A 15,468-nucleotide genomic window follows, 5' to 3' on the forward strand; every position below is an offset into this window, starting at 1 on the left:
AGCCCATCCTGTGGTCCTGGCGCTTCTTCACATCCCGGGGCCGCTCAGGCTCCGGACTCTCTCTTTTTTCGTGACGACCATGACGCTGCGCGACGACCCAAGGAAGTCCCCGCGGGACTCCACGCATCTGCTTCGCAAGCTCAACCCGCACTGCGCAAGCGTGCTGGCCGACGCAGCCAGTCTGTGCAACGCCCGCCTGCACGGCGAAATTACGCCTGAACACTGGTTGCTAAAACTGATCGAGCGCGGCGACGGTGATATCCCGGCGATCCTGCGACACTACGAAATCGACATCGACACGGTGTGGGATGCGCTGCTTGCCTCGCTCGAACGTCTGCCACGCGAGCTGCGCGGCAAGCCTGCCCTGTCGCGCTCGCTGGCCGAGGTGCTGGAGGGCGCATGGTTTCACGCATCCGCCGTCGGCGATATGCCCACGATACGTTCGAGCCACGTATTGCAGGCGCTGGTCGATGCCCCCCATTGCATGCGCGCCACCGACGCGTGGCCGCTCCTGTCCATCAGTGCAGCACAGATCCAGCGGCTCGCCGCTGTGATCGACCGGCAATCGGTCGAAGCCAATGACGATACGACGCCTGGAACACCCGACAGCAATACGCCCGAGCCCGAGCAGACGAGCAGCAGAGAAGACGAAACCGCTCCGAACGAATCGACGAAACCGTTCTCCCGACCGCGCACGAAGCAGCCGGACGGCGAGGCCCTCGCCCGCTTCGCCGTCGACCTGACGGCAAAGGCACAGCGCGGCGAAATCGATCCGGTATTCGGACGGGATCGCGAAATCCAGCAGGTTGTCGATGTACTCGCGCGGCGTCGCAAGAACAATCCGATCCTCGTCGGCGAGCCGGGGGTGGGCAAAACCGCCCTCGTCGAAGGCCTGGCGCTCCGCGTCGCAGAGGGATCCGTACCAGACGTGATCCGCGACGTGCGCATATTGACGCTCGACCTCGGCCTGCTGCAGGCGGGCGCCGGCGTAAAGGGGGAATTCGAGCAGCGCCTGAAAAACGTGATCGACGAAGTGCAGCAGTCGGATGTACCGGTACTGCTCTTCATCGACGAGGCGCACACGCTGATCGGCGCCGGCAATGCGACCGGCGGCGCCGATGCGGCGAACCTCCTGAAACCGGCACTTGCGCGCGGCGAACTGCGCACAATCGCCGCAACCACCTGGTCCGAGTACAAGGAATATTTCGAACGCGACGCGGCGCTTGAGCGGCGTTTCCAGGTCATCAAAGTCGACGAGCCGGATGACACTGCCGCATGCCTGATGCTCCGAGGGTTGGCAAGTCGCTACGCGAAACACCACGGCGTACACATCCTCGATGAGGCCATCACCGCGGCCGTCAAGCTGTCACGCCGCTATATCCCGGCCCGCCAGCTCCCCGACAAGGCAATCGATCTGATCGACACCGCCGCCGCGCGGGTCCGCATGGGGCTGGAATCGCCACCCGTTGAACTCCAGCGCGCCGGCGCTACGGTCGCCGCACTCGAACTGGAAATCAGCACGCTCGCCGCAGACCAGCGGGCCGGCGCGCCAAACCTGCAGGAGCGGCATGATGCCCTGCAGGCCGCGCTCACCGATGCGCGTGGGGACCGTGATGCGCTGCAACAGCGCTACACACACGAGCTTGAACTGGTCAACGCGGTGCACGCGCAGCGCGGTGCTGAACAGGAAGCACCGTGCCATGGCAATGACGCGCTCGCTATCGCGAGGCAGGCGGTGATCGACGTGCAGGGAAAGACGCCCCTGGTCTTTATCGATGTGGATGGACAGGCCATCGCTCGCGTGGTGGCCGAGTGGACCGGCGTGCCGGTTGGCAATCTGCTCGAGGACGAACTGAGCGGACTGCTCACGCTTGAAGATCGCCTCGCCACCCGCGTGGTTGCCCAGAACGACGCCTTGGGGGCGCTCGCGGAAAGTCTGCGCACGGCAAAAGCGGGTCTGAAAAACGAACATTCACCGCTTGGCGTATTCCTGCTGGCGGGTCCATCAGGGGTCGGCAAAACCGAAACGGCACTCGCGCTTGCGGACCTGCTGTTTGGCGGCGAAGCCGCGCTGACAACAATCAATATGTCGGAATATCAGGAGGCCCATACCGTTTCGCAACTGAAGGGGGCGCCTCCCGGTTATGTCGGCTACGGCCGCGGCGGAATTCTGACCGAGGCCGTGCGGCAGCGACCCTATAGCGTCATACTGCTCGACGAAGTAGAGAAAGCACACCGTGACGTGCTCGACATGTTCTATCAGGTGTTCGATCGCGGCACGATGCGCGACGGCGAAGGCCGTGAGATCGACTTCCGCAATTGCGTGATCCTGATGACGTGCAATCTCGGCAGCACGCAGATCGACGAGGCCACAACGGAGAACCCCGGCATTTCGCAGGCGGCACTTCTCGACGCGATTCACCCGCAGCTTGTCGCGCACTTCCAGCCCGCACTGCTTGCCCGCTTCCAGACGTTGGTCTACCGGCCGCTCGACGCCTCGGCACTTGCGTCGATCGTACGACTGAAGGTCGCGAAAATCGCCGAACGTCTGCGTCGTCTTTACGACGTCGTGCTCAACTGCGACGACGTGTTGACCGGATCGCTCGCGCAGTTGTGCCTCGCACGCGACTCCGGCGCGCGCAGCGTCGATGCGTTTCTCAACCAGCGCATTCTTCCCGCCGTGTCGCGTGAACTCCTGGCACGGAGTGCTGGAGGCTTGCTGCCAGCAGAAATTCACCTGTCGATGTCGCCCGGGGCGTCGCAGGGCGAGCGTCTCGTGATTGATTTCATCGATCGCCACGACAAATCGTCGCCTGCCAATGCAGTCGCTAACGATCCGGTTGCGGCCGGTACCTGACGGAGAACGCGATGCCAGCCGGCCCTTCCCTGTACGACAAGCTGCTTGGCCAGATCGGTGGCGAGCCGCTGGATGCCTACGACGACAGGACGCTCGAGATACTGAGCATTCTGCAGAACATCCGTCGCATTCTCAACGCGAGGGCCGGCGCGCTCAAGCACCTGCCGGACTACGGACTCCCGGATCTCACGAATATCTACAAAGCGCTGCCCGCTTCGGCCCATTTGCTCAAGCAACAGATGGAAGCGACATTGCTGGTGTACGAACCGCGTATCCGGTCAATCGACGTGGAATACATCGACAATCCTGACCCCGGCGTCCTGGTGAGCTACGAAATGACGTGTCATCTGAAGAAAGCCGGACTGGTGCGGTTCGGAACATACTTCGAGCCGCCGGGCCGTATGCGGGTGCAGCGGATTCAGGCGGAACGCTGAAATGGGCCGCTCAGGCATCGAGCCCGACTTGCGCCGGACCGTTTTGCCGTCTGTCGCATCCACACGCAAGCTATCTCCTCGTTCAAGCATGCTTCTCGCTGAACTCGTTGCTGAACTCGTTGAGCGGCGTGGGCGTTTTGCGTGGATCGAAGCGCCCTTGTTGCCAGCGCCCGCTCGCGCCAGGCTCGGTATGGGTGTCTGCGCCAGCCGCATAACGCGCATGCCGGCCGCGCGGATTGACAAAAAACAGCGTGACGTCGCCTTCCACGCCGAACAGTCCACCCTGCAGCACTACGCCTTCGCCGCCGTTCTGGTCGAGTGTTTCCGCCGCTAGAATACGAATCCTTCATGCTGCAACAGATTCTTCCCTAATCAATGACCGCTCCCGACGAATCAAGACGTGCCGCACGAACGGACGCCGCCAACTCGCTGTTCGCTTTTCTCAAGTCGCTGCCGCTGGGCGACCGGCTGGCCGAAGGCGGCGTGATGGCCGCGCAGGCGGTGGCCGGCGCAAGCCTCGCTTTCGTCATCGGCCGCTGGCTCCATACCGAGCAAGCCTTCTGGGCCGCGATTACAGCGATCGCGGTTAGTCAGCACAGTTATATCGACACCCGCAATCTGTCGCGCGATCAGTTCATCGGCGCGATGGTCGGCGGCGTTTGCGGCCTCGCCGGCGCAACGCTCGGCGGCGGCAATCTCGCGGCTTACGGGGCCACCGTTGCTGTGGCAATCATGATTTGCTGGGTCGTGAACGTGGGCAGCGCCGCGCGTCTGGGCGGCATTACCGCGACCATCATGCTGTTGGTGCCGGGCGCCGGTTCGCCGTGGGACAAAGCCCTGCTGCGCCTCGGCGAAGTCACGCTGGGCACGGTCTGTGCCCTGCTGGTGACCTTGATCATGTCGAGGATCGAGAAGCGCTGGTTCGGCAGACCCGAGAAGGCCTAGCCGGTTTTCTGATCGTTCTCCTGGGGTTGACGCCGGTAACGTCCCGGCGTCACGCCGACGCTCTGCTGAAACGCCTTGCCGAACGCAGCTTCCGATTGATACCCCACTGCCTCGCCGATCTCCGCGGCGCTGCGCTGCGTGCGCAGCAGCAAATCGCAAGCAATTGTCATGCGGATCTGGGTGAGAAAGTCCATCACCGTCATGCCCGCGCGCTCGTTGAAGTGACGTGCGTAGGTTGCGCGGGACATCGCCGCGAGCTCGCCCAGCTCCGCGATCGTCCACGCCCGCTCGGGAGCGCTCAGCATGCCTTGTACAGAAGCGCCGAGACGCGCATCGGCCAGCAGCGCCAGCACGCCCGAGCGGGATGCATTCTGTTCGCCATGCACGCGCAAAGCCATCGCGAAGAGTGCGTGGCTCAACGCGGTGACGATCGCGAGCGCGCCGGGCTGACGTTGCTCGGCTTCGGTGCGCATCAATGCGATCACTGTCTGCAACGCGCCGAGCGTTTGCACGCCACCGAGCGACACATGGAATGGATCGGGCAGCGCGTTGAGCAGCAACGCGGAGGACCCGGGCGCGTAGACGAACCGGCCGCATAAAAGATCGAGATCGGCGCGAACATGGGGATTTTGCGCAGGCGCGCCATTTCCGACGTTGGCGCGCGCCGCGTTGGCCTCTTCGCTGGTGCCGTGATCGTGAGCAACGTCACGGCCGTCATTGCGGCGTAACGGCAGCATGCCGTCATGGCTGAGCGTCAGCGGCGCGCTGGCAGCCGCCTGCCCGGTGTCGTGCACCCGATGCGCGGTGCCACGCGGAAACAGCATGAAATCCCCAGCGTGCAGTGCAACCCGCGCGCCGTCCGCAGTCTCGACGACGCAAGCGCCGCCCAGCACCAGATGAAAAGGCGCAGTACCCGTCTCCATTGGCGGGTGATCCATGACGAAGCTGCCCGTGAGCAGGCAACGCAGATCGAGGCTGGCCTGCGGACGGGCAAGGTCGATCAGTCGGCTGAGTGTGTCCATGAGACGATCGCGCTAAAAGTTGAGCGAATCGAGTATTCAGGATGTCGCGGCACAGCGCAATACTTTGTCTCACGACACCGGCACCCGCCGGCCTGCCGCAAACAAAGGAGCACTGTCATGTTGAACTGGATCGATTACCGTAAGGAACTGGTCGGCCGCATCGGCGAAATCGCGAAACTGTCGCCGGATACCGTCAAGGGCTATCAGGCGATGTCGAGCGCGGGCCAGAAGACCGACCTTCTCGGCGCGAAGACGCGTGAGCTGATTTCGCTTGCGGTAGCCGTGACCACGCATTGCGACGGCTGTATCACCGTGCACACCGCTGAAGCGCTGAAACATGGCGCGACACGCGAAGAGATCGCCGAAGCGCTCGGTGTGGCGGTGGCCATGAACGCCGGCGCCGCGATGGTGTACTCGGCACGCACCATGGACGCCGTCGCCGCTTATCTGGCGGACAGCAAGCCCGCGGCGTGAGGCACGCAGCGTAACGGTATAGCGATACGTGGTGTAGCAGCACGCCGGGCCCACGGCGGGCCGCTACACCGTTTATCCACTAGCCGCTGCCTACGTTCCGGCGCCCATCACATGCCGGCCACAACCACGCACGCGGCAGCTTCCGGCTAGCGCTGCGCCGGATACCGCGCCTCTTCAAGCTGCTTGCGGCGCACCTCGCCCTGACGTTCCAGCATCCAGCCCGGGTACTCGGCCGGGAGCGTGCTGACCTGATCGAGCTTGGCCAGTTCGTCGGCGCTCAAGGAGACGCCAGTGGCGGCGATGTTGTCGTCGAGTTGCTCGATTTTCTTCGCCCCGACGATCACCGAGGTCACCACGCGTTGATGCAACAGCCATGCGAGCGCGATCTGCGCCACAGAGGTTTTCTTCACCTCCGCGATATCGCGCATCACGTCGATGCAGTCATAAGCACGCTCGCGATTGACCGGCGGAAAATCGAACGTCGTGCGGCGGCTGCCTGCCTCGCCCTGCTGCTCGCGCCCATATTTACCACTCAGCAAGCCACCCGCGAGCGGACTCCACACCATCAGTCCAAGACCTTCGCTGCGCAGCATCGGCACGAGTTCGCGTTCGAGGTCGCGGCCCGCCAGCGTGTAATACGCCTGTAGCGTTTCAAATCGCGCGAGACCGAGCCGCTCCGAAATGCCCAGCGCTTTCGCGATCTGCCACGCGGCCCAGTTCGACACGCCGACATAGCGCACGTGCCCGTGCTGAACCAGCGTATCGAGCGCGCGCACCGTTTCTTCGATCGGCGTGGCCGGATCGAAACCGTGGATCTGATACAGGTCGACGTGATCGAGTTGCAGGCGCTTCAGACTCGCCTTGACGCCGTCGATGATGTGGTAACGCGACGCCCCGCGCGCGTTCGGAAACTCTGCCGTCGCGCCAAATACTTTGGTTGCGACCACAACTTTGTCGCGCGGCACCTTAAGGTTCTTCAACGCCTGGCCCGTGATCTGTTCGGACACGCCTTCGGCGTAGACGTCGGCCGTGTCGATGAAATTGATGCCCGCGTCGAGCGCCCGGCCAATGAGCCGCTCCGCGTCCCCCTGCTGCAGATCGCCGATCTGCTTCCACATGCCCTCGCCACCGCCGAAGGTCATCGTGCCCAGGCACAGCTCTGAAACAAACACACCGGTACGGCCTAACTGGTTGTATCGCATCGTCGAGACTCCATCGTGGATTCGTGAAACGGTGAGCCGTACAGAGTACTGCACCTTGCGAATTTCGACAGGACGCGACGCAAGTCCTGGGCAGCCGCAAAGCGAGCGCATGTTTCAAATTCCTTACGGTTCGCATCTCGGTTGCCGAAGCATTTTTTCATTGCGGAAGAAATCGTCTGCTTCTCTGCAAGCAAGGCGTCATGCGGGTCTCCGGCGAACGTCGGTGATTCACAACACATCCGTAAGTTATGCCGGGGGCATTTGGAAAGTTTCGGTAAGGCGTGTATAAGTCGGACCATTCCGCTCGTATGGTGTAGTGCCTTTACCAAAAGGACCGCGCGTATGAAGAGTAAGAAAAGGTTTGGAATCGGTCTGGGCAGCGTCGTACTGCTCTCCAAAGCACTCACTCCTTCCGCGATGGCCGCGTGCAGCAGTACCGCACCGCCGAGCAACACCACAGTCACCTGCACTGGCAGCGGCCTCGCTGCCGTCGTCGCGCAAACCGGCAGCACGGGTGTGACGATCAATGCCGATAGCACCACCTCGGGCAGCTTCGTGCGCAGCGCCAACCCGGTTGTCTTCAGCGTGGACACCAGTAGCACGATCAGCAGCGCCGGCAATTTCTCGCTCACAGGCGGCGGTGGAACGGGCACCGTGCGCGGCGCCGTGCTGCTCGGTGTGGGCAACAACAATCAGATCACCAACGCAATCGGCGGGGTCATCACCACGAGCGGCGCCTTCAACGACGGCATGGCCGCCAACGGCAGCGGCAACACGCTGACCAATCGCGGCTCGATCACGACCAGCGGCCCCAACGCTTACGGCATGACGGCCGCGTGGGGACAAACGAACGTCGGCCAGTTAAACAACACGCTGATCAACAGCGGCACGGTGACGACCTCGGGCAGCAACGCGCGCGCGGCATCGATTCTGGGCGGCAGCGGCACCGTCAACAACAGCGGCACGCTGTCCACCACGGGCGCGGCCAGTCCAACGGCCTATCTGCAAGGCAATAACGACCAGTTGATCAACAGCGGCACGATCAGCGCGAGCGGCAGCGGCTCGGATGCAGTGTTTTCCAACACCGCGGGATCGAGCTTCGTGGCGACGATCCAGAACCTCGCGGGCGGCAGCATTGTCAGCCAGAACGGCTCCGGCATCCGCACGCTCAATGGCAACACCACCATCATCAATGCGGGGTTCGTGCAGAGCGGTATCGGCACCGCCATCACGATGGGCAACGGCAACGATTCGCTGATCCTGCAAACCGGCTCCGTGATCAACGGTGCGGCCGACGGTGGAGCGGGAACGAATACGGTGACCTTGCAGGGCTCGGGCACGGCGTCGAATGCTTTTACCAACTTCCAGACCTTGCAGATGCAAGGCGCATTGTGGAACTGGACCGGTAGCGGGGCCTTCTCGCTTGCACGCGTGCAGACCGGCACACTCAATCTCACCGGTACGCTCGGCGCGAGCGCGGCCGCACTCGTCGATAGCGGCGCGACATTGCAGGCGAACGCACAGAACCTGCCCGCCAACGTCACCGACAACGGACTCGTGCGATTTGCCCAGGACAGCGCGGGCACCTATGCGGGATCGATCAGCGGCACGGGCGCAGTCGATAAAACCGGTGCCGGCGTGCTGACGCTCGCGCCGGCCGCGGCGACCGGCAACACGTACTCGGGGGGCACGACAATCGATCAAGGCACGATCGCCGCCGGCGCGGACAATGCGCTCGGGGCGAACACCGGCGGTCTCACGTTCAACGGCGGCACACTGCAATTGACGACGAGCTTCGACCTCGCCGGCACGCGTGCGATCACGCTCGCAGCAGGTGGCGGCACGATCGATACGCAAGCGTTCAATACCACGCTCACGCAGGCGGTAGGCGGGACCGGCGCCTTGACGAAAGCCGGCAGCGGCAGCTTGCTGATGACGGGCGTGAGCACCTATAGCGGCCCGACCACGGTCGCGGCCGGCACCCTCGCGATCGGCGACGCAGCCCATGCCAACGCCGCACTGAGCGGCGGCGGCGCCACCACGGTCGCCGCGGGCGCAACGCTCGGCGGCTACGGCAGCGTGACGGGGGCGGTCACGAACAACGGCACGCTCGCGGTGGCGAATGCATTACCGTCGCTTGCAAGCCAGGGGAACGGCGCGTTCTCGATCAACGGCTCGCTCGTGAATGCCGGACTCGTGCAGATCGGCGGCCCTGCCGGCGCGGGCGTCGGCAACCGGCTGAATGTGACGGGCAACTATGCCGGACAGAACAGCACCATCGGACTGAACACCGTCGTCGCAGGCGACGGCGCAGCGTCCGATCGGCTCGTGCTGAACGGTGGCACGGCTACCGGCTCGACGCGTCTGCAAGTCACGAACGTGGGTGGCCAGGGTGCACAAACCGTAGCGGACGGCATTCAACTGATTCAGGCGACCAACGGCGCCACCACCGATTCGAGCGCTTTCACGCTGGCCGCACCCGTCAAGGCGGGCGCGTATTCCTATTACCTCGCCAAAGGCGGCGTGAGCGGCGGCACGACGGACAGCTGGTATTTGCGCAATACGGTTGCGCCGCTGCCGCCCGCGACTACGCCTGGCCAGCCGCCTGTCACACCGCCTGTCACGACGCCGGGCGCGCCACCCGTTGTGGTGGCAGGGGTACCGATCGCCGCTGAGGGTACGCCGCCCTTGCCTCCCGCGCCGCCGGCCGGCTCAGCTGCCACGCCGCTGTATCGCGTCGAAGTGCCGGTCTATGCCGCGGCGCCAGGCGTCGCACGTGAACTCGGCCTGATGCAGATCGATACGTTTCATGACCGGCAAGGCGATCAGGCCTTGTTGAGCGAAAGCGGGACACTGCCTGCCGCATGGGGCCGCGTGTGGGGCGGCCATAGCGTGCTGAGCCACAACGGGGGCGTCAGTCCGCAATTCGACGGTTCGGTGTATGGCATCCAGGCCGGGCAGGACCTCTACGCGGATCGCAGCGCGAGCGGCCAGCGCAATCACTACGGCGTGTTCGCCGGTTTCGCGCGGGCCACCGGCGACGTCGACGGCTTCGCGCTCGGCATGCCCAATCTCGCTGTGGGCCACCTCGCGATCAATGCGTATAGCCTCGGCGGCTACTGGACGCATATCGGTCCGGGCGGCTGGTACACGGACGCCGTGCTGATGGGGAGTTCGTTGACCGTCGATCCGGTCTCGCGCGACGGCATCGCCACAACGACGCACGGCAACGCGGTGACCGGTTCGCTCGAAGGCGGCCTGCCGATTCCGCTTGGCGCGGGGCTCACGCTCGAACCTCAGGCACAACTCATATGGCAGCACCTCGCGCTCTCCGATTTCAACGACGGCGTGTCGAGCGTCGGCTTTAATAGCGGCAACACTTTCACAGGACGAATCGGTGCGCGCCTGCAAGGCCAGTTCGATGCCTTCGCGACGGCCTGGCGGCCTTATCTGCGCGTCAGCTTCCTGCGCGAGTTCGGCTCCGACGACAAAGTCACCTTCGGCGGCGGGACCGTGATACCGGGCAGCGTCGGGCAAACCGCAGCGCAACTCGGTGCGGGCGTGGTCGGCAAATTCAGCACGTCGGGTAGCGTGTTCGCGACGCTCGGCTGGGTGACGAACCTGGGTGGCGCGCACCAGAGAACGGTAACGGGCGACGCGGGCGTGCGCTGGGTCTGGTAGTTTTGCGCAGTACTGTGCGCGGGGTGCGGTGAGGTCCACTCCGCACCGGCAGTGCGCCGGCAGCTATTGCCGCCGGTTTGCGCGCGGCCTCTGCCACCTGAGCGTCGGCAAAACCCGTAAAAACCTGCCAGACTGATCGCTTACCTTCGTAACAGGGCGGCGCTTGCCGCCTTCTGAATATGGCACGCCGCGCCCCCATTCATGCCAGCATGGCTTCGGCCTCGACATCCGCTACAGCGCTGGGCGCGCCCGCTGATTTTCCGGGCTTTGATCCGGCGTTGGCGGCGGCTTCAGATAACGCTTCGGACCCCGCTTCGGTTCCACTACCGGCCCGCGCGCTGAACGACTTCCATCCCGCGGTCGCAGGCTGGTTCCTGAAGACCTTCGCCGCCCCCACCGACGCCCAGACTGCTGCCTGGCCGCAGATTCGCAGTGGGCGCTCGACCCTGGTCGCCGCGCCCACCGGTTCGGGCAAAACGCTCACCGCCTTTCTGTCCGCGCTCGACGAACTCGTCCAGCAAGGCCTGGCCAGCGGTGGCGTGCTGCCCGACGAAACCCTGGTGGTCTACGTTTCTCCGCTGAAAGCGCTCTCCAACGACATCCGCATCAATCTGCAAGTGCCGCTGCAGGGCATCGCCGCGGAACTCGACGCGCGCGGCCTGCCGCCGCTCGACATCCGCACCGCCGTGCGCACCGGCGACACTACGCAGCAGGAGCGCAACGCGCTGAAAAAGCGCGCGCCGCATATTCTCGTGACCACGCCCGAATCGCTATACGTCCTGCTCGGCTCGGATTCCGGGCGCCGCATGCTGTCGACGGTGCGCACGGTGATCGTCGACGAAATTCATGCGCTTGCCGGCAGCAAACGCGGCAGTCATCTCGCGCTCAGCCTCGAACGGCTCGACGCGCTGTGTCAGCGGCGCTTGCCGCGGATCGGCCTGTCTGCGACGCAAAAACCGGTCAGCGCGGTCGCGCGCTTTCTCGTGGGCGGCGCGAGTATCGAAAGCGGCACGCCTGCGGACTGCGCGATCGTCGATGTCGGGCACATCCGCGAGCGCGATCTCGCGCTGGAGATTCCGCCCGTGCCGCTCGAGGCGGTGATGCCCAACGAGGTGTGGGAGCGCGTCTACGACCGCCTCGCCGAGTTGGTGGCGACACATCGCACCACGCTGATTTTCGTCAACACGCGCCGTATGGCGGAACGCGCCGCGCGCCATCTGACCGAGCGCCTGGGCCGGGACGTGGTCGCGGCGCATCACGGCAGTCTCGCCAAAGAACATCGTTTCGACGCCGAGCAGCGCCTGAAACGCGGCGAGTTGCGTGTGCTGATCGCTACCGCATCGCTGGAACTGGGCATCGATATCGGCGATGTCGATCTGGTCTGCCAGATGGGTTCGCCGCGCGCGATCGCGCCGTTCCTGCAACGTGTGGGGCGCTCGGGCCACCATGTCGGCGGCATGCCGAAGGGCCGGCTTTTTCCCGCCTCGCGCGACGATCTGATCGAATGCGCGGCACTGCTCGACTGCGTGCGGCGTGGTGAACTCGACGCGTTGCGGATTCCGCGCGCGCCGCTCGACGTGCTTGCCCAACAGATCGTGGCGGAGGTATCGAGCGCCGAATGGAGCGAAGACGCACTGTTCGAGATGACGCGCCGCGCGGCTCCCTATGCCGGCCTCGAACGCGAGCAATACGACGCCGTGCTGCGCATGCTCGCCGAGGGTTATACGAGCCGCAACGGCCCACGCGGCGCCTATATTCATCGCGACGCGGTGAGCGGCACCTTGCGAGGCCGGCGCGGCGGCAAGCTGGTTGCCGTGACGTCAGGCGGCACGATCCCCGAGAACGCCGACTATGCGGTGGTGCTCGAACCGCAGGCGATCACGATCGGCACCGTCAACGAGGATTTCGCCGTCGAGAGTCTTGCCGGCGACGTGTTTCAACTCGGCAATGCGTCATACAGGATTCTGCGGATCGAGAGCGGCCGCGTGCGAGTCGAGGACGCGCAGGGGCAGCCGCCGAACATTCCGTTCTGGCTTGGCGAGGCGCCGGGACGCAGCGATGAATTGTCGTTCGGCGTCGCACGCTTGCGCAAGCAGATTGAGCGTTTGCTCGATGGGAAAGAATCCCATGCCGATTCCGAGTCGCCGCCAGAAGAACCGCATTCGCCGCGGCGCAAGTCCACGCGCGCAGCGTCGGGCACGGATTCGGATTCGCGCGCTGCTCACGGCAGGGCGGCCCTGAAGATCGCCGACGCAACACAGTCTGAAAGTCAGGCGCTGCCTCTCCGCCTCCAACGCGCAATCGACTGGCTGATTGACACCCTGCATCTCGACGAAGCCGCCGCCCGCCAGATCGTCGACTATCTCGCCCGTGCGCGCGCCGCGCTCAGCGTGCTGCCTTCGCAAAACACGCTCGTGATGGAGCGCTTCTTCGACGAATCCGGCGGCACGCAACTCGTGATCCACGCGCCGTTCGGCAGCCGCGTGAACCGCGCGTGGGGCCTCGCGTTGCGCAAGCGTTTTTGCCGGACCTTCAACTTCGAACTCCAGGCTGCCGCGACCGAAGACGCGATTGTGCTGTCGCTGACGGGCAGCCATTCGTTCGTACTCGACGACGTGTGGCGCTACCTGCATTCGAACACCGCCGAGCACCTGCTGATCCAGGCGCTGCTCGACGCGCCGCTCTTCGGTGTGCGCTGGCGCTGGAACGCGACCACCGCGCTCGGCCTGCCGCGTTATACCGGCGGGCGCAAGACCCCGCCGCAATTGCAGCGCATGCGTAGCGAGGATCTGCTGGCGAGCGTGTTCCCCGAGCAGGCCGCATGCCTGGAGAACATCGTCGGTGAACGCGAACTGCCACATCATCCGTTAGTGAACCAAACCGTCGACGACTGTTTGCACGACGCGATGGACTGCGAAAGCTGGCTTGCCTTGCTGCGTCGTATCGAGCAGGGCGGCGTCCAACTGGTCGCCCGCGATTTGCCGGCGCCCTCGCCGCTTGCCGCCGAAATCCTCAACGCCAAGCCCTACGCCTTTCTCGACGACGCACCGATCGAAGAGCGCCGCACGCAAGCTGTGCTGAACCGCCGCTGGACCGATCCGTCCAGCGCCGACGACCTCGGTGCGCTCGACGCCGACGCGATCGGGAGCGTTCGCGACGAGGCATGGCCGCAGGCGCGCACCGCCGACGAGATGCACGAAGCGCTAACGGGCCTTGCCTGCATCACGGAGGCTGAAGCGCGCAACAATGAAGGCTGGCCGGCATGGCTCGCGTCGCTTGCCGGATCCGGCCGCGCGACTCGCCTGCGGATCGCTGCCGACGAGGTGCTCTGGCTGCCCGCCGAGCGCCTGACCTGCTTCCAGGCGCTCTACCCCGACGCCCCATTTGAACCGCCGCTCACCGCACCAAAGGGCTTCACCGACACCTGGAGCGCCGACGACGCACTGCTCGACGTGCTGCGCGCCCGGCTGACCGGCTTCGGCCCGCTGCCGGTGCGCGCGATCGCGCAGGCGCTGAGATTACCGGCGACATCCGTCGAACAAACCTTGACGCGTCTCGAAGCGGAAGGCTATGTGATGCGTGGCCGCTTCTCGCCGGGCGCCACGGAAGAAGAATGGTGCGAGCGTCATTTGCTTGCGCGGATCCACCGCTACACCGTGAAACGCTTGCGACGCGAAATCGAGCCGGTGGAACGGCACGACTTCATGCGCTTTCTATTCGAATGGCAGCATTTGACGCCGGACACCCGCAGCGAGGGGCGCGACGCCCTGGCCGCCGTGCTCGACCAGCTGGAGGGTTTTCAGGCCGCGGCGGGCGCATGGGAAGAAGATATTCTGCCGGCGCGCGTGAAAGCGTACGCGAACACTTCGCTCGACGAACTATGCCGCGCCGGCAAAATCGTCTGGACCCGTCTGACCGAGCGGGCACGCAGTGCTGCGGGGCCGGTGCGCAGCACGCCGATTGTGCTCTTGCCGCGCGCCCAGGTGCGCGTATGGAGCGCGCTGATCGACCCGTCGAAACAACCGGAACTATCGGCTCGCGCGCAGAGCGTACATGACACCTTATCGCAACATGGCGCGACGTTCTTCGACGAATTGCTAGCCGAAGTAAGCGGCTTGCGCATGGAACTGGAGAACGCGCTGGGCGAACTGGTGGCAGCGGGTCTCGTGAATTCCGACAGCTTCGCCGGCTTGCGGGCGCTGTTGAAACCCGTCGCGAAACGCAGTACGTTTTCCGGTAGCCGCCGCGTCAGATCTGGCGCATTGATCGGAGGAATGGACGACGCGGGACGTTGGGCCCTGGTCAACCGGCAGCCCGTAGTAACTGCAGCGGAACCCTCCTCGGTGCGCCGCCAGCAGTTCGCCCCTGACGTACTCGAACATATCGCCATGACTTTGCTGCGCCGTTATGGCGTGGTGTTCTGGCGGTTGCTCGAACGCGAGGCCGAATGGTTGCCGCCGTGGCGGGACCTGTTGCGCGTGTTTCAGCGGCTCGAAGCGCGCGGCGTCGTGCGTGGCGGGCGATTTGTGAATGGCCTCGCTGGCGAACAATTTGCTTTGCCGGAAGCGATTCCCCTATTGCGGGAAGTTCGACGGCATGCGAACGATGGTGCTTTTGTGTGTGTCGCCGGAGCCGATCCGTTGAATCTTGCGGGCACGTTGCTGGTCGGAGAACGGGTGCCCGCTGTCGCGGGGAACCGGGTTCTGTATCGGGATGGGGTTGTTTCCGCGACACTGGTGGCCGGGGCTTTCTGGTTTGCCCCCTCGCTGGAAACGATTCCTGCGGAGCGGGAGCGCGCACGGAGCGCATTGGCCCATCGGTTCTGAAGCGCATCGGAAGCAATTTTGATGCGA

Annotated in this window: 9 protein-coding genes; 6 read left to right on the forward strand and 3 right to left on the reverse strand. The window is 64.7% G+C overall.

Annotated elements, in window-relative coordinates; genetic code table 11:
• Nucleotides 1-79 precede the first annotated feature (79 nt).
• Both tssH and tssE read left to right on the forward strand, forming a co-directional pair.
• Nucleotides 80-2,857, forward strand: coding sequence for a type VI secretion system ATPase TssH (gene tssH / locus KHO23_RS08775; protein ID WP_211610612.1), 2,778 nt, complete (start codon nucleotides 80-82; stop codon nucleotides 2,855-2,857).
• Between the two features lie 11 nt (nucleotides 2,858-2,868).
• The gene (gene tssE / locus KHO23_RS08780; protein ID WP_211610613.1) at nucleotides 2,869-3,291 is read left to right on the forward strand and encodes a type VI secretion system baseplate subunit TssE; all 423 of its coding nucleotides are present in this window, start codon (nucleotides 2,869-2,871) and stop codon (nucleotides 3,289-3,291) included.
• An 82-nt stretch (nucleotides 3,292-3,373) separates the two neighbouring features.
• Here tssE and KHO23_RS08785 read toward each other — a convergent pair whose 3' ends face one another.
• Nucleotides 3,374-3,583, reverse strand: coding sequence for a hypothetical protein (locus tag KHO23_RS08785; RefSeq protein ID WP_236066755.1), 210 nt, complete (start codon nucleotides 3,581-3,583; stop codon nucleotides 3,374-3,376).
• 83 nt (nucleotides 3,584-3,666) lie between these two features.
• Here KHO23_RS08785 and KHO23_RS08795 point away from each other — a divergent pair, with 83 nt between their 5' ends.
• Nucleotides 3,667-4,236, forward strand: a complete 570-nt coding sequence (locus KHO23_RS08795; RefSeq protein WP_211610614.1) for an FUSC family protein — start codon at nucleotides 3,667-3,669, stop codon at nucleotides 4,234-4,236.
• On the opposite strand, the gene KHO23_RS08800 is transcribed toward KHO23_RS08795, so the two are convergent.
• On the reverse strand, nucleotides 4,233-5,258 hold the full coding sequence (locus KHO23_RS08800; protein ID WP_211610615.1) for an AraC family transcriptional regulator: 1,026 nt from the start codon (nucleotides 5,256-5,258) through the stop codon (nucleotides 4,233-4,235). The two genes, KHO23_RS08795 and KHO23_RS08800, sit on opposite strands and share 4 nt — an antisense overlap.
• A gap of 117 nt (nucleotides 5,259-5,375) precedes the next feature.
• On the opposite strand from KHO23_RS08800, the gene KHO23_RS08805 reads away from it, so the two are divergent.
• Complete coding sequence (locus KHO23_RS08805) at nucleotides 5,376-5,732, forward strand: carboxymuconolactone decarboxylase family protein (protein ID WP_211610616.1); 357 nt, start codon at nucleotides 5,376-5,378, stop codon at nucleotides 5,730-5,732.
• Between the two features lie 146 nt (nucleotides 5,733-5,878).
• On the opposite strand, the gene KHO23_RS08810 is transcribed toward KHO23_RS08805, so the two are convergent.
• Nucleotides 5,879-6,934: an aldo/keto reductase gene (locus KHO23_RS08810; protein ID WP_211610617.1), complete on the reverse strand. Its 1,056-nt coding sequence runs from the start codon at nucleotides 6,932-6,934 to the stop codon at nucleotides 5,879-5,881.
• A 342-nt stretch (nucleotides 6,935-7,276) separates the two neighbouring features.
• On the opposite strand from KHO23_RS08810, the gene KHO23_RS08815 reads away from it, so the two are divergent.
• Together KHO23_RS08815 and KHO23_RS08820 are read left to right on the forward strand one after the other, a co-directional pair.
• Nucleotides 7,277-10,615 (forward strand): autotransporter domain-containing protein, encoded by a 3,339-nt coding sequence (locus tag KHO23_RS08815; protein ID WP_211610618.1) that lies wholly within the window; start codon nucleotides 7,277-7,279, stop codon nucleotides 10,613-10,615.
• A gap of 209 nt (nucleotides 10,616-10,824) precedes the next feature.
• On the forward strand, nucleotides 10,825-15,441 hold the full coding sequence (locus tag KHO23_RS08820; RefSeq protein WP_407946042.1) for a DEAD/DEAH box helicase: 4,617 nt from the start codon (nucleotides 10,825-10,827) through the stop codon (nucleotides 15,439-15,441).
• The last annotated feature ends 27 nt before the right edge of the window (nucleotides 15,442-15,468 follow it).

It is taken from the genome of Paraburkholderia haematera (assembly GCF_905220975.1).
In the GTDB taxonomy this organism is placed as follows: Bacteria; Pseudomonadota; Gammaproteobacteria; order Burkholderiales; family Burkholderiaceae; genus Paraburkholderia; species Paraburkholderia haematera.

Excerpts from the sequence above, each read along its gene's own strand:
- tssH (WP_211610612.1), top strand. The coding sequence starts at position 80 with ATGACGCTGCGCGACGACCCAAGGAAGTCCCCGCGGGACTCCACGCAT.
- tssE (WP_211610613.1), top strand. The coding sequence starts at position 2,869 with ATGCCAGCCGGCCCTTCCCTGTACGACAAGCTGCTTGGCCAGATCGGT.
- KHO23_RS08795 (WP_211610614.1), top strand. The coding sequence starts at position 3,667 with ATGACCGCTCCCGACGAATCAAGACGTGCCGCACGAACGGACGCCGCC.
- KHO23_RS08800 (WP_211610615.1), bottom strand. The coding sequence starts at position 5,258 with ATGGACACACTCAGCCGACTGATCGACCTTGCCCGTCCGCAGGCCAGC.
- KHO23_RS08805 (WP_211610616.1), top strand. The coding sequence starts at position 5,376 with ATGTTGAACTGGATCGATTACCGTAAGGAACTGGTCGGCCGCATCGGC.
- KHO23_RS08810 (WP_211610617.1), bottom strand. The coding sequence starts at position 6,934 with ATGCGATACAACCAGTTAGGCCGTACCGGTGTGTTTGTTTCAGAGCTG.
- KHO23_RS08815 (WP_211610618.1), top strand. The coding sequence starts at position 7,277 with ATGAAGAGTAAGAAAAGGTTTGGAATCGGTCTGGGCAGCGTCGTACTG.
- KHO23_RS08820 (WP_407946042.1), top strand. The coding sequence starts at position 10,825 with ATGGCTTCGGCCTCGACATCCGCTACAGCGCTGGGCGCGCCCGCTGAT.